At 65.0% G+C, this 14,489-nt stretch carries 12 protein-coding genes; 11 read left to right on the forward strand and 1 reads right to left on the reverse strand.

All coding sequences use genetic code 11. The features are described from left to right. Window positions 1-848, reverse strand: an 848-nt coding sequence (locus tag ACTS2Z_RS09805) for a FlgK family flagellar hook-associated protein (RefSeq protein ID WP_442573031.1), incomplete at its 3' end; no start/stop codon positions are given. 581 nt (window positions 849-1,429) lie between these two features. Between ACTS2Z_RS09805 and ACTS2Z_RS09810 the strand changes: the two genes are divergently transcribed. The 11 genes from ACTS2Z_RS09810 to ACTS2Z_RS09860 form a co-directional block, all read left to right on the forward strand. Next, on the forward strand, window positions 1,430-3,052 hold the full coding sequence (locus ACTS2Z_RS09810; protein ID WP_442573032.1) for a flagellar hook-length control protein FliK: 1,623 nt from the start codon (window positions 1,430-1,432) through the stop codon (window positions 3,050-3,052). 4 nt (window positions 3,053-3,056) lie between these two features. Beyond that, window positions 3,057-3,830, forward strand: a complete 774-nt coding sequence (locus ACTS2Z_RS09815) for a flagellar hook assembly protein FlgD (RefSeq protein WP_442573033.1) — start codon at window positions 3,057-3,059, stop codon at window positions 3,828-3,830. A gap of 61 nt (window positions 3,831-3,891) precedes the next feature. Next, complete coding sequence (locus ACTS2Z_RS09820) at window positions 3,892-5,286, forward strand: flagellar hook-basal body complex protein (RefSeq protein WP_442573034.1); 1,395 nt, start codon at window positions 3,892-3,894, stop codon at window positions 5,284-5,286. 386 nt (window positions 5,287-5,672) lie between these two features. After that, entirely contained in the window at window positions 5,673-5,945 is a 273-nt protein-coding gene (gene sciP / locus ACTS2Z_RS09825; protein ID WP_442573035.1) for a CtrA inhibitor SciP, read from the forward strand. Window positions 5,946-6,134: 189 nt separating this feature from the next. Further along, the gene (fliF, locus tag ACTS2Z_RS09830) at window positions 6,135-7,772 is read left to right on the forward strand and encodes a flagellar basal-body MS-ring/collar protein FliF (RefSeq protein ID WP_442573036.1); all 1,638 of its coding nucleotides are present in this window, start codon (window positions 6,135-6,137) and stop codon (window positions 7,770-7,772) included. A 3-nt stretch (window positions 7,773-7,775) separates the two neighbouring features. Further along, window positions 7,776-8,810, forward strand: coding sequence for a flagellar motor switch protein FliG (gene fliG / locus ACTS2Z_RS09835; RefSeq protein ID WP_442573037.1), 1,035 nt, complete (start codon window positions 7,776-7,778; stop codon window positions 8,808-8,810). Between the two features lies 1 nt (window position 8,811). Beyond that, window positions 8,812-9,495 carry a FliH/SctL family protein gene (locus ACTS2Z_RS09840; protein WP_442573038.1) on the forward strand — a complete coding sequence of 228 codons (684 nt, stop codon included), beginning with the start codon at window positions 8,812-8,814 and terminating at the stop codon, window positions 9,493-9,495. Then, window positions 9,488-9,859, forward strand: a complete 372-nt coding sequence (fliN, locus tag ACTS2Z_RS09845) for a flagellar motor switch protein FliN (RefSeq protein ID WP_442573039.1) — start codon at window positions 9,488-9,490, stop codon at window positions 9,857-9,859. The genes ACTS2Z_RS09840 and fliN overlap by 8 nt, the downstream gene beginning before the upstream one ends. 41 nt (window positions 9,860-9,900) lie before the next feature. Beyond that, a complete protein-coding gene (gene flbD, locus ACTS2Z_RS09850) occupies window positions 9,901-11,259 on the forward strand; it encodes a sigma-54-dependent transcriptional regulator FlbD (protein WP_442573040.1) in 1,359 nt (452 codons plus the stop codon). 148 nt (window positions 11,260-11,407) lie between these two features. Continuing rightward, window positions 11,408-13,519 (forward strand): flagellar biosynthesis protein FlhA, encoded by a 2,112-nt coding sequence (gene flhA / locus ACTS2Z_RS09855; protein WP_442573041.1) that lies wholly within the window; start codon window positions 11,408-11,410, stop codon window positions 13,517-13,519. Between the two features lie 14 nt (window positions 13,520-13,533). Next, the coding region (locus ACTS2Z_RS09860; RefSeq protein WP_442573042.1) for a flagellar biosynthesis-like protein (FlhF) at window positions 13,534-14,489 on the forward strand (956 nt) is incomplete at its 3' end.

Raw genomic sequence — 14,489 nt, forward strand, 5'->3', positions numbered from 1 at the left:
ATGAGCGCGCGAAGCTCGCCCGAGCGGATGGCGCTCGTCATGTCGAGCGTCGCGGCGGAGGAGGAAACAACCGCCGTGATGCGCCCGTAATCGGCCCCGTAGGCGCCGGTTCCGGCCGGGATGTAGCGTAGCTCCAGCCGGGAATTGTCCAGCAGGGCTGCGCCATTGTCCGTGCGCACGAAGAGGCGGCCATCGGGCTGCACCTCGGCACGAATGTCCATCAGCCCGGACAGCTCGTCGAGCAGTTCGGATTGACGGTTCGTGACACCGGTGGAATCCGATCCCGATGCATTGAGGGTCTGGGCCTGGGTATTCAGCGATTGCAATTCGGAGAGGATGGCATTGACCCTTTCCACCCCATCACCCAGACGCCGGTCCGCCTCATCGCGCAGGGCGCGCACTTCGGCTGACAGGCGTGATGCCTCGTCGAAGAAGGATTGCAGATCGGAGGCGGCGGACAGGCGAGCCACGCGCTCTGCAGGGTCAACCGCTGCCGAACCGATGGACTCGAATGCCCGCACCAGGCGGCCATAAAGAGAGCCTGCATCATTGGTGGCGCCGAACTGGGTCTGGATACGGTCAAGAATGCTGGCGCTCGCGGTCGCACGCGAGGCATCCGAGCCTGCCCGCAGCGATGCGGCCTGCAGGAACACATCGGCCACGCGCGAAATGCCGGCCACCTGCACGCCCATGCCCATCCCGCCCGCCGAACGGGCAATCAGGTCGACACTGGTGCGCGCATAGCCAGGCGTGTTGACGTTGGCGATATTGTTGGAGACCGTCCGCATCCCGAGCTGGCTGGCCTGGATGCCCGACATCGCATTGCCGAGAATGCCGTTCAGCGCCATGACGGGCCTCCTTCAGGGACACCGGCTCCGGCAGGGCGAGCCGCTGCTTCATAGGCAAGACTCGCCGCCCGGCGGCAATTCCTGCCGGTAGAAGGGCTGATACGGAGCACGCCGCCTGCCAATCCTGCTTCAGAACAAGCCATTGATATTACGAACCTAATATCTCCAAATACCACGCGCGCAGCCTCAAGGCCCAAGCGCGGCCTGCAAGCCAAGGGGCAAAAGCCGGGCCAGACTGGCGAACGGCCTGCGGATAAAGCGCGACCGCGCCCCTGACTCCTGGCCTGAACCGGCCGAGCGGATACAAGGAAGGTCAGACAGGAAAGGCAGGGCCGGGTGTGCCCTGCCCGGCAAGACTCGGCCCATCCACCGGGGAATTTTTGCCGCCCGGCAGGTCTTCGCCCGAAGGATGGACCCGGCTTCCCATTGTTTTAATTGGATTTTGTGTCAGCCCGGACTTGGCATGAAGATTGAAGGCAGCACCCTGACCGGCCGTGCCTGAAGGGCATGAAACGCCGCCCGCCGCAAAATGCGCGCAAATCCCGAGATTTCTGGCTCCTGTCTGAGGACGTGCTGCGCCCATGCTGCCCGGCTCTGCCATTTCCGATCCGCTGTTCAGCGCTCCGGCCAACCGGGGTGCCGCTGGCGCACAACCGGCGGCTGCTGCGAATGACGGCGCGGGGGATTTCGACGCGCTGCTTGCGGGCGCCAGTGCCAATGCGAGTGCCAACCCGTCTGGCAAGTCGCCGCAGCGCACCCAGTCCGGCACGACCCGCGCGCCAGAGCCTGAGACTGGCAAGGCGCTGCCGGATACGACCGCAATCCCCGCGACCGGGGAAACCGCAGAGCCTTTGGCCGAACCGCAGCCCGACGCGCAATCGTCAGCCACTGGCGAGAAAGTTTCTGCGCCGGTGGAAGGCGAAGAAGCCCCCGAAGCCGCAAACGATTCAGACCCCCAGCCCGAGGCGCAGGCAGACAGGCCTGTCACGGACGACACGTCGCCGGTGGCGGAAGCTGGAGCCCAGGGTGAGGACACCGGCAGCGCTGCCGCAACCGGAATGCCAGCAATTTCCGGTCAGCCATCCGGTGAAACGGTCAAAAGCGATCAGACGGCTCAGCCTGCATCACCCCCGGCGCAGGACATGGCCACCAGCCCGGCCGCGAGCGCTGAACCCGGCACGGAGCCAGCTACGCCTGCAAAACCGGCCTCCGACGCCAAGGCCACGCCGCAAGCGGGCGCCACTCAGCCCCCTTCACCCCAGCCGGCTCCCGTACAACCCGCTTCACCCCAGCCTGCCGCGCAGCCCGCAGCCACACCTGCCGGTCCGGCTGATGCGAACGCCGAAATGACCGGCAATCCGCAAGCCGCTGACGGCGAGGAGCCCGGCCTTGCCGCTTTCCGGCGCGAGCTTGAGCGCGGCGAAACGCGCGGCGAGACGTCCGCCAAAGACAGCGCTGCCGCCGCGAAGGCTGGGCTGAACGCGAAGGAGGGGCGTGCAACGAGCGGGGCACCTGCAGCGCAGGCGCCAAACGCTGCCGCTACGAACACGCCGACGCTGCCATCACCAGCCCAGACCCTGCCGCAGACATTGCTGCAGTCACAGCAGGCGGTGGCTGGCGGGAATCCGGTTCAGGATATCGCGACTGGCGGCATGGAAAGCGAAGGCGGCGATATTCGTCTGGAGAGCGGATCATCCCTGCCCGGCCGCAGTGAGAGCGCCGCAGCGCAAGCCTCGCGCGCCGCCAATCTGCCGCCTCATTTGCGCATGACGCCCGGCCATGCAGCCGATCTCGGGCAGATGATCGCCCGGCGCTTTGCCGATGGCGGGCGCAGCTTTGACATCCGCCTTGATCCGCCAGAGCTGGGACAGGTCCGCATCCGTCTGGAGATCGGCGCTGACCGCTCCGTGCAGGCCATGCTGACCGCCGAAAAGCCCGAAGCTCTCGCCGAGTTGCAGCGCAATGCCCGCGAGCTGGAGCGCGCACTGGCCGAGGCCGGTCTTGACCTCGGCGAGAACGGGATCGGGTTTTCCCTGAACGAGAACAGCGCCGATGACCGCGAGTTCACTGCCGGTCAATCAGGCGAAAATGACCCGTCATCCGGCACTGCCGAGACCCTGAACATCACGAATGCCGCCCCTGCCATTACCAGCCGTTACGGCTTCGCGTTGGCGGGCCGCACCAGCCTGGACCTGAGGATCTGATGCCATGACCGACCTGAACCCGATCGCGCAGGCGCAGGCCGCGGCCAGCAGCGTCAACCAGACCAACACCGCTTCCTCGGCAGAGGGGCTGGCGGACAATTTCGACACCTTCCTGACCTTGCTGACCTCGCAGCTCCAGAACCAGGATCCGCTGAGCCCGATGGAATCACAGGAGTTCGTCTCGCAGCTTGTCCAGTTCTCGTCCGTCGAGCAGCAGATCCAGTCCACGCAGGCCATTCAGGCCCTTCTGAACGTTCAGGCCGCACTCGCCCAGCTCTCCAGTGTCGACTATATCGGCAAGTACGCGCTCGTTGAGACCAATGGCTCCATGCTCAGCGAAGGCAGCGCGGAATGGTCCTACGAGCTGCCGCAGGAAGCGAGCTCGACCCAGCTTGTCATCACCAATGCGCAAGGCGCGACAGTTGGCACGATCACCGGCCAGACCAGCCCAGGCGAACACCGCCTCGTCTGGGATGGCACCGACCAGCAGGGCAATACCCTGCCTGACGGTGTCTATAACCTTGAAGTGGTGGCCTTCGACTCCGCTGGCGAACGCATTTCCGACACGCCCGTCAGCGTTGGCGGGCGGGTGACGGGTGTCGAGCTGACAGATGGCCAGGCGATTGTGGAAGTTGGCGGCATGCTGGTGCCGGCCTCTCGCATCATCCGCCTGCGCGAACTGCCCGACGCGCCGGTCGCCGAACCTGCACCCACCGACCCTGCCGATGGCGGCGACGCTTCAGACGACGACGAAACCGAACCGGGTCTGGCGGCATGACGCCGCTGATCCCCACACCTTGCATCGTTCCGGATAAAGAAAAGAAACAGGAGCAAAGACAATGAGCCTCAATTCAGCCCTGGCGGCCGGCGCATCCGGCCTCATCTCCAACTCTTCGGCCCTGGCGGGGATTTCCGACAATATCGCGAACGTGAACACGGTCGGCTACAAGCGCGTGAACACGAACTTCTTCCCAAACTACTCGCTGACCTCCGGCGCGGGCGATGTCCGCTACGCCGCTGGCGGCACCTCGACCCTCTCCAAGCTGGATGTCTCGACGAGCGGCCTTCTGAACCCGGCCAGCTCCTCCACCTCGCTGGCAATCGACGGCAACGGCTTCTTCGTGGTGCGCCCCAACTCCCAGAATGCCACCGGGTTCGATCCGGTCCTGTTCACCCGCTCGGGCAATTTCGAGACGGACTCCTCCGGCTTCCTGCGCAACGCTGCCGGCATGTATCTCTATGGCTGGCCGGTGCAGGCCGACGGCACGGTCAACGCCAACCCGTCCAACCTTGACCAGCTCGAGGCGATCAACCTCTCCAATATCGGCGGTGCCGCCGAGGCAACCTCGTCGGTGCGCATCAACGCGAACCTGCAGGCAAGCCAGGAAGTGTCCGCTGCGGCCGCCACTTATGATGCCACTGCGCCCGCGACCAACATGGCGTCCGGCAACGTGACGCCAGACTTCCAGCGCACCATCCAGATCTATGACAGCCAGGGCGGTGTGCGCTCTGTCACCCTGTCCCTGCTCAAATCCACCAATGCCAATGAATGGCATGCCGAGCTGCATATCGATCCGGCCGCCGACATCACGACCGGCGCCGGTCTCAACTCCGGCCAGATCGCGACCGGCGTCCTTGCCTTCAACACGGACGGCCAGATCGATGTGGCCAACACCACCTTGCCCTCGACACTGAACTTCCTGGGTTCGGACAACGCCGCCGCGCTCGGCGCCAACGACTTCCAGTGGGCGAGCGCAACCGGCATTGGTGCCCAGAGCATCCAGCTCGATCTGGGCGCGGCTGGCACGCCGGGCGGCATCACCCAGTATGACAGCCCCTCAACCCTGAACTCGACCCGCGTGAACGGCGCCATCTTCGGTGCCTTCTCCAGCGTCGATGTCGACTCCCAGGGCTTTGTGTCGGCACGCTTCACCAACGGTGTTGTCCGTCAGATCTATCAGGTTCCGGTCGCGACCGTTGCCAACCCGAACGGCCTGGCCACCGCCGGCGGCTCGGCTTTCTTCGTCACGCCGGAATCCGGCGCCTTCACGCTGAACATTCCCGGCGCAGGCGCATCGGGCCGTATCGCGCCGAAGGCTCTGGAGAACTCGAATGTCGACATAGCGACCGAGTTTTCCAACCTGATCATCACCCAGCGGGCCTATTCGGCATCCTCCCGGATCATTACAACCGCCGACGAGATGATGGCCGAAGCCATCCAAATGAAGCGGTAGATCTAATTCTCGCTCACGCCGAGTGCGCCTGACGGCGCACCGGCTCCGCGGGGGCGCTTGTTTCATTAGTGCTCGGCGCATCCGCGCATTTCGGGCGGCCTCTGGCCGCCCGCAAGGCCAAGGGCCGTCCGCGCTCGTGCGCGGAACATCGCAGCCCGGATGGGCTGCGCAGCTAAAGATCACGCGCGCCGGGCACTTTTGCCCGAACCGGCCCCACGGATGTGGGGGAGGACCGGGAAAAAGCCCGTCCGGGATGAATCATTTCTAAATTGCTGATTTGTAAAAGATTTACCAATACGTTTAGGCCGACGTTAAAACGTCATCGCTATAACGGTCCCATCAAGAGCGCCATCAAGAGCGCCTGTTAGGTGGAAGGACCGGGTTGGATGGAACGTCGTATCAAAAAAGAAAACTACGTGATCGGGCCGGACGGTAGCCCGCTCACCGTGGCTGACCTGCCAGCAGCCAACACCAAGCGCTGGGTTATCCGCCGCAAGGCCGAAGTCGTGGCTGCGGTGCGCGGCGGCCTGATCAGCCTTGATGATGCCTGCGAGCGCTATCGCCTGACGGTCGAGGAATTCCTCGGCTGGCAACGCGCCATCGAACGCCATGGCCTTGCCGGGCTTCGCACCACGCGCATCCAGGACTACCGGCACTAGATCTCGTGTCCTCCCCCGCATCCGCGGGGCCGGTTCCGCGAAAAGTCGCGGGCGGGCATTGCCTTTCCACAGGCGGGGCTGGGTTTTGGTAAGCTACGTTAAGTAGTCGTTTACACGGTCAGTGGGAAAAACTTGCCTACCAGCCGGCGCATCGCCCGCGCTGGCCAGAGGGGCAAGGCTTTTCCGACCGTGAACGCGTTATTCGAACAGCTTGCAAAATTTGGTGTCGGCCGCCTGACGGCCATTTTCGGCCTGACCATTGGTGCAGCCGCCGCGCTCGTCATGTTCACGATGAGCATGAACGGATCGCGTGAGGCGCTGCTCTATTCAGGCCTTGAACCGCAGGACGCGGCCGCCGTCACCGAACGGCTCAGCCAGGCCAATATCACCTATTCCCTGCGCGAGGGCGGCACCGCCGTCTTTGTCGACCGCCAGCAGGTCGATGAGGCCCGCCTGCGCGTCGCACAAGGCGGCGCGCTGGGCTTCGGCTCTGTCGGCTACGAGATTTTCGACGAGACCGACGCGCTCGGCACGACGAGCTTTGTGCAGAACATCAACGCCAAGCGCGCCCTCGAGGGCGAGCTGGCCCGCACCATCAACACGATCGGTGTCGTAACCGCCTCGCGCGTCCATCTTGTGCTGCCCGAACGCCGCCTGTTCTCCCAGCAGGTGCAGGACCCGTCTGCGTCGGTCATCCTGACCCTTCGCGGCAATATCACGCCCGAACAGATCGCCACCGTGCGCGATCTTGTCGCCACCGCCGTGCCGGGCCTCGCCGCCGGGCGCATCACCATCGCCGACGATCGCGGACGCCTGCTGGCAAGCCCGTCGGAAGATGGCTCTGTCACCAGCGCCGCGCTTGAAGGGCGCCGTTCCGGCCTGGAATCCGAACTGCGCGACCGCGTACGCGATGTCGTTGAAGGCGTTGTGGGCGCGGGCGCGGCCCGCGTCGTCGTGACCGCCAATCTCAGCCGCGAAAGCCTGACCGAAAGCAGCCAGACCTATGACCCGGAGGGTCAGGTGCGCGCAGGCCGCGAGGCCACCGAGGAATTCACCCGTGAACCGGCGGGCGGCAATCGCGGCGCGGTTTCCGTCAGCGAGAACCTGCCCGAGGATGCCGGCGCCGCCGAAGCCGAGAACGCCGCCATGGCCGAAACGGGCCGCAATGTGCGCGTGGAGAACTTCCTCAATTCCTCCACCACCACCACCCGCATTGTCGAGGCAGGCGCCATTGAGCGGCTCTCTGTCTCTGTCGTTGTCGATGAGGTGATGTCGCGCGCCGAGGATGGAAGCCTGGTCTTCACGCCGCGCAGCGAAGAGGAAATCGCGCGCATCCGCCAGCTGGCCGCCGTCGCTGCCGGTCTCGATGAAAGCCGCGGCGACGTCATCGAGGTGGCACAGCTCCGCTTCTCCCGCCCTGACCTCGATGTCGGCACGCCGGCTCCGTCCGGCTTCTCGCTCAACCCCGCAGACATCTTGCGCATTGCCGAGATTGCGGTCCTGTTCATTACGGCGCTGCTGATCGTGTTCCTGGTGGCCCGTCCCCTGATCAAGGGCGCCATCAGCGGCCCGGCGCCAGCCCTCGCCGCCGCAGGTGCCGGCGGCGGCACGCAGGCCCTGCCCATGCAGGCCCGCCAGGCCGCCATCGGTCACTCAAGTGATGGCCAGCTCGCCCTGCCCGATTCCGGTGATGGCGACGAGACAATCGACATCGCGCACATCGACGGCCAGGTGAAGAAGTCTTCCGTGAAGAAGGTGTCCTCGCTGGTGGAACGTCATCCCGACGAGTCAATGGCGATACTGCGCACCTGGATGCATGAGAGCTAGGTGATGGTTGCTGCTGTCCCCAAACGCAAGCTGATCGACGATCCGTCCGCCCTCGAAGGTCCGGAAAAGGCCGCCGTCATTCTCATGGCGCTGGGCGAGGAGCAGGCCGCTCTGTGGGAGATGATGGACGAGGAGGAAATCCGCATCGTCTCCCAGGCCATGGCCTCGCTCGGCAATGTCTCCTCCCAGGCGGTGGAGAAGCTGATCGTCGACTTTGTCGGCTCCATGTCGGCTACAGGTTCGATCTCCGGCTCGGTCGAACGCACCCATCGCCTCCTCATGAGCTTCCTGCCCGAAGACCGGGTGGAAGCCATCATGGAGGAATTGCGCGGTCCGGCCGGCCGCACGATGTGGGACAAGCTCGGCAATGTGAACGAGATGGTTTTGGCCAACTATCTCAAGAACGAATACCCGCAAACAGTTGCGGTCGTGCTCTCCAAGGTGAAGTCCGATCACGCGGCCCGGGTGCTGTCGGCCCTGCCAGAGGACTTCGCCCTCGAGGTCGTCCAGCGCATGCTGCGCATGGAGCCGGTCCAGCGCGAGATTCTCGACAAGATCGAGCTGACCTTGCGTAACGAGTTCATGAGCAATCTGGCGCGCACGTCCAAGCAGGACAGCCACGAGATGATGGCTGACATCTTCAACAATTTCGACCGCCAGACCGAGAACCGTTTCCTCGCCGCACTGGAAGAACGTAGCCGCGACAGCGCCGAGAAGATCCGCTCGCTCATGTTCGTCTTCGAAGACCTCGGCAAGCTGGACCCGCAAGGCATCCAGACCTTGCTGCGCGCGGTTAACAAAGACCAGCTGGGCCTGGCGCTCAAAGGCGCGTCCGACACGCTGCGCGACCTCTTCTTCTCCAACATGTCCGAACGTGCAGCCAAGATCCTGCGCGAGGACATGCAGACCATGGGCCCGGTACGCCTGAAGGATGTCGATCAGGCCCAGCAGGCCATGGTCAACACCGCCAAGGACCTCGCCGCCAAGGGTGAAATCCTCATCGCCGAAGGCGGCGGTGATGACGAGCTGATCTACTAGGATGACGATTGTGACCACGCGCCACACACCCTTTGCCTTTGACCGCGTCTTCGCCGCAGACGGCACCGTTCTGCGCGATGGCGAGCGGGTGAAGCGCATGCTCACCCTGTCGGAGGCCGAAGAGCGCGCCGAGGCAGCCGCCAGCAAGGCCCTGAAGACCGAGAGCGCCGAGGCTGCGCGGGCGACCGCCGAAGCCCTGAAAGCCCTGACCGGGCGCATACAGGCCATTCTGGCCCGCATGGATGCCGAATCCGAAGCGATGCGCGCGGATGCGGCGCGCCTGGCCGTCGCTGCCGCCCGCCAGATCGCGGGCGCCGCCCTTGCCGCCCATGGCGAGGAAACCATTCTGGAATGTGCCCGCTCGATCATGGACGATCTGCGCGCCGAGCCGCGCATCGCGGTACGGGTAACGCCTGCGCTCGCAGATCCCATCGCCGAGCGCCTCTACGCGGAAGCTGAAAGACTGGGCCTTGAAGGCGCGGTCATCGTGCGCGCCGATGACGAGATTTCTGTCGGTGATTGTGTCCTCGAGTGGCGATCCGGGTCTGTGGAACGCACCGCTTCCGACATCGAGGCACGCATTGTCGAGCTGGTCGAGCGCTGGCTCGCCACCCCCGCCGAAGCGCGCACCTCCGATACGATACCTGCCGAAGCCGAGCCTCTGAAGGAACGCAATCATGGCTGATTCAACCGATCTGGACCTGCCCGACCTGAACTCCGGACAGGGCGCAGCCACGCACGGTGATGATGGCGCAGCACAATTGCCCTCCCAGTCCCTGATTGACGAGGCGATCCGCACCGCGGTCGATCTGGCGCCGGTCTATGACGTGCCGGTCAATATCTCGGCCGTGCTGGGCAAGACCCATATCGATGTGAACTCGCTTCTGAAGCTCACCTCCGGCTCGGTACTGGAGCTGGACCGCAAGGTCGGCGAGGCGATCGACATTTACGTCAACAACCGCCTTGTCGCGCGCGGCGAGGTCGTCGTGGTCGATGACCGCCTGGGCGTGACCATGACCGAAATCATCAAGGACGGAGACGCAGCATGACGCGCACTGTCCGAATGCAATTCACAAGGAGGCCCTGAGCCATGCGTGTACTCATTGTCGGCTCGCTCGGAGGACAATCGGGCACCGCCACGAAAATGGCGATGGATCGCGGCGCGAAGGTTGCGCAGGTCGACACGCCTGCACAGGCCACCGCCTATCTGCGCTCCGGGCGCGGGGCCGATCTGGTCATGGTCGATGTGAACCTCGATATCGGCGCCTTCATTGCGGCCAATGCCGCCGAGCGCATCACGGTTCCGGTCGTCGCCTGCGGCGTGAATGCGCGCCCCGATGCCGCTGCCGGCGCCATTCGCGCAGGCGCGAAGGAATTCATTCCCCTGCCCGCCGACGCCGAGCTGATGGCTGCCGTGCTGGAAGCCGTCAGCGATGACGAGCGTCCGATGATCGCCCGCGACGGCTCCATGCTGTCGGTGGTCGAGCTTGCCAACCGCATCGCCCCGTCGGACGCCTCGGTGCTCATCACCGGGGAAAGCGGCGTCGGCAAGGAAGTCATGGCGCGCTATCTGCACCGCAAGTCGAAGCGGGCGGCGAAACCCTTCGTCTCGGTCAACTGTGCGGCCATCCCTGAAAACCTGCTGGAATCGGAACTCTTCGGCCACGAGAAAGGCGCCTTCACTGGCGCCGTGGCCCGCCGGGTCGGCAAGTTCGAGGAAGCCGATGGCGGCACGCTGCTGCTCGACGAGATTTCCGAGATGGATACCCGCCTGCAGGCCAAGCTCCTGCGCGCGCTGCAGGAACGCGAGATCGACCGCGTCGGCGGCACGGCCCCGGTAAAGGTGAATATCCGCGTCATCGCCACCTCCAACCGCGACCTGCAAAAGGCCGTGCGTGATGGCGATTTCCGCGAAGACCTGCTCTTCCGCCTCAACGTGGTGAACCTTGCCATCCCGCCCTTGCGCGACCGTCCCGAGGACGCACTGGCGCTGGCTGATCACTTCTTGAAGAAATACGCCGCCGCCAATGGCCTGCCGGCTCGCCCGCTCAATGAGGCTGCCAAGCTGCAGATCACCACGCGCAACTGGGCGGGCAATGTGCGTGAGCTGGAAAACGCGATGCACCGCGCGGTGCTGCTGGCCTCAGGGACCGAGATCGGACCTGATGCCATCCGCGCGCCCGACGGGTCAGCCTTCCAGAGCGGAGGCGGTGTCGCCCGTCAGGCGGCAGAGGCTGCCGATGCGGCCCATCACATGGTCGGACGCACGGTTGCAGAAGTGGAACAGGACCTGATCCTCGACACGCTCGACCATTGCCTCGGCAACCGCACCCATGCCGCGAACATTCTCGGCATCTCGATCCGCACCCTGCGCAACAAGCTGAAGCTCTACACCGATCAGGGCATTTCGGTGCCTGCACCGGGCGAGAACCGCGCCGGGGCGGCATAAGGCGAAAGTTGATCTCCTCCCCCGCTTGCGAGGGAGGTGTCAGCGCGACTGACGGAAGGGGGGAGTTTCAAATCGCCTCCCTTGGCCCTTCGGGCCACTCTCCCCGCAAGCGGGGGGAGACAGGAATGGAAAAAGGACAGAAAGTCCCGTGGCTGACACACCTGCAAACAGCGCAGCATCTGCAGGCCTCGACTGGCGCAAGATCGGCCAGAGGCTGGCGCGCGGCGATGTCGCCATGGCCATCGGCGTGCTGGCAATCCTCGTCATGCTGATCCTGCCGATGCCGCGGGCATTGCTGGACATTTCGCTGGCGGTCTCGATCTGCTTTTCCGTGCTGATCCTGATGACGGCGCTGTTCATCCGCACTCCGCTGGAGTTCACCGCCTTTCCAGCCATCCTCTTGATCGCGACCATGTTGAGGCTCGGCCTGAACGTCGCCTCCACGCGCCTGATCCTGTCGGAAGGCCATCAGGGCACTGCGGCCGCCGGTGACATCATCCAGGCGTTTGGCGCCTTCGTGATGCAGGGCAATTTCGTCATCGGGATCATTGTTTTCATCATCCTGGTGATCGTGAACTTCATCGTCATCACCAAGGGTTCGGGCCGTATCGCGGAAGTGGCCGCGCGCTTCACGCTGGATGCCATGCCCGGCAAGCAGATGGCCATTGATGCCGACCTCTCCGCCGGTCTTATCACCGAGGACGAGGCACGCGCACGTCGCCAGGAGCTGGAAGACAAGTCCAACTTCTTCGGCGCCATGGACGGTGCCTCGAAATTCGTACGCGGCGACGCAGTGGCCGGCATCCTGATTACCTCGATCAATCTGATCGGGGGCATGATTATCGGCGTGGCACAATCCGGCATGGCGTTCGGTGATGCCGCCTCGACCTATTCCACCCTGACCATTGGTGACGGTCTGGTCTCCCAGATCCCTGCCCTGATCGTCTCGCTCGCCGCCGGTCTTCTTGTATCCAAGGCAGGGGTTGAAGGCGAAGCGGACAAGGCCGTGTTCGGCCAGCTCGCCGCCAACCCGACCTCCATGTCGATGGTGGCCGCATCTGCCATCGCCATCGGCCTCTTGCCGGGCATGCCGCTGATTCCGTTTGCGGTGCTTGCGGCGGCTGCGGGCGGCGTCGCCTTCATCATGAACCGGCGGAAGGTGGAGACCGCCGAGCGCACCGCAGCCAGTCTCGAAACCGAAGCAGCGGCGGCGCGCCAGCCCGCCGAAGCGCCCATCGAGGAATCCCTGCACATCGACGAGCTGAAGATCGAACTGGGCTACGCGCTCCTGCCCCTGATCAATGATGTCGAGGGACGCCGCCTGACCGACCAGATCAAGGCGCTGCGCCGCAATCTGGCGCAGGATACCGGCTTCATCCTGCCGAGCGTGCGCATTATCGACAATCTGCAACTCACGGCGGAAGACTATGTCATCCGCATCAAGGAGATGGAGGCGGGCTCCGGCCAGCTGAAAATGCGCCACCTCCTGGTGATGGACCCGGCCGGCCAGCAGGTCACCATGCCCGGCACCCATGTGAAGGAGCCTGCCTTCGGCCTGCCTGCCACCTGGGTAGAGGAAGGCGCGCGCGAGGAAGCCACGTTCCGTGGCTATACGATTGTCGACCCGGCTGCCGTGCTGGTCACGCACCTGACTGAGCTGCTGCGCGAGCACCTGGCCGACCTGCTCTCCTACTCGGAGGTCGAAAAACTGCTCGACGGCCTCTCCAAGGAACACAAGAAGCTCGTCGACGACATCACACCCGGCCAGATCACTCGTGCGGGCATTCAGCGCGTCCTGCAGAACCTGCTGAAAGAGCGTGTCTCCATCCGGGACCTTGCCGGGATCATCGAAGGCATAGCCGAGGCCTCCGGCGCCACGCAAAACCTGGATGCCATCACCGAACATGTGCGCACGCGCCTTGCCCGCCAGCTCTGCTTTGCCAATCGCGGCCCCGATGGCGCCCTGCCCGTGCTGAGCCTCTCGCCTCAATGGGAACAGGCTTTTGCCGAGGCGATGATCGGCGACGGCGATCGCCGCCAGCTCGCCCTTGCCCCGACGCGCCTGCGCGATTTCGTGGCCGCCGTGCGCGATGCCTTCGACCGGGCCGGCGCTTCCGGCGATGTTCCGGTCCTGCTGACGAGCCCGGCTATCCGGCCCTATGTGCGCTCGCTGACCGAGCGATTCCGCCCGTCCACCGTTGTCATGAGCCAGAATGAAATCCACCCCAGCGCCCGGCTGAAAACCGTCGGCGCAATCTAGGGAGGGCATGAGCCATGCGCCTGCGCACCTTCACCGCCGCTTCGATGAGCGAAGCCATGGCACAGGTGCGCCGCGAGCTGGGCCCGGACGCGATCATCATCGCCACCCAGCAGCAGGATGACGGCGCGGTGAGCGTGCGCGCTGCCGCCGAGGAAGGCGCTGTCCAGCCCGCCACCGACACGCCGCAGACCGCGAGCCGCAGGCGTGATGCCGAGCGGGCACGCGGACGCGGAGACAGCGCTGACGGCCTGACGCGCATCGCCCGCGCGCTCGCCTGGCATCAAGTGCCTGACAGCGCCGCCGAGGCGATCATGGACGCAGCCATCAGCCTGGAAGATGGCGAGCCGACCGCAACGCTCGCCCGTGCGCTGGACGCGCGCTACGCCGTTCACCCGGTCGAGCCAGACCCGTCGCGCCCCATCCTTTTTGCCGGAGCACCAGGTGCCGGAAAGTCATCCGTCATGGCGCGCCTTGCCGCGCGGGCCGTGGCACAAGGGATCAACCCTCTGCTGGTGTCCGCAGACCAGCGCGCCGGAGCCGCCGCCCAGATGCAGACCTATGCCAAGGCGCTGCACCTAGATTTCGAACCGGCACCGGGTGCGCGCGAGCTGGACCTGGTTCTGGACGGCGCGGGCGGGCGTCCGGTCTTCATCGATACCGGCGGGGTGAACCCGTTCGACCTCGATGCACTGGAAAGCCTGACCTATCTGGCGGCAACCGCCGATGCAGAAATCGTGGTGGTGATGGAGGCCGGCCAGATACCCGCCGACGCGGAGGATTCCGCCGCCCTTTTCACCTCTATCGGAGCCGCGCGGGTGATCTTTACCCGCCTTGACATCGCACGGCGCATGGGCGCGCTTCTGGCCGCCGGAGAGGCAGGCCTTTCCTACGCCCATATTGCTGCATCACCCTTTATCGGATCGGGCCTGGCGCCAGCCACGCCCTTGCGCCTTGCCCGCGCCCTGCTTGA

Source organism: Glycocaulis sp., assembly GCF_052168375.1.
Classification (GTDB): Bacteria; Pseudomonadota; Alphaproteobacteria; order Caulobacterales; family Maricaulaceae; genus Glycocaulis.

Bases quoted from the DNA above. Each gene is read 5' to 3' on its own strand.
- ACTS2Z_RS09820 (WP_442573034.1), top strand. From the start codon at position 3,892: ATGAGCCTCAATTCAGCCCTGGCGGCCGGCGCATCCGGCCTCATCTCC.
- fliG (WP_442573037.1), top strand. From the start codon at position 7,776: ATGGTTGCTGCTGTCCCCAAACGCAAGCTGATCGACGATCCGTCCGCC.
- ACTS2Z_RS09815 (WP_442573033.1), top strand. From the start codon at position 3,057: ATGACCGACCTGAACCCGATCGCGCAGGCGCAGGCCGCGGCCAGCAGC.
- ACTS2Z_RS09810 (WP_442573032.1), top strand. From the start codon at position 1,430: ATGCTGCCCGGCTCTGCCATTTCCGATCCGCTGTTCAGCGCTCCGGCC.
- sciP (WP_442573035.1), top strand. From the start codon at position 5,673: ATGGAACGTCGTATCAAAAAAGAAAACTACGTGATCGGGCCGGACGGT.
- flbD (WP_442573040.1), top strand. From the start codon at position 9,901: ATGCGTGTACTCATTGTCGGCTCGCTCGGAGGACAATCGGGCACCGCC.
- ACTS2Z_RS09840 (WP_442573038.1), top strand. From the start codon at position 8,812: ATGACGATTGTGACCACGCGCCACACACCCTTTGCCTTTGACCGCGTC.
- fliN (WP_442573039.1), top strand. From the start codon at position 9,488: ATGGCTGATTCAACCGATCTGGACCTGCCCGACCTGAACTCCGGACAG.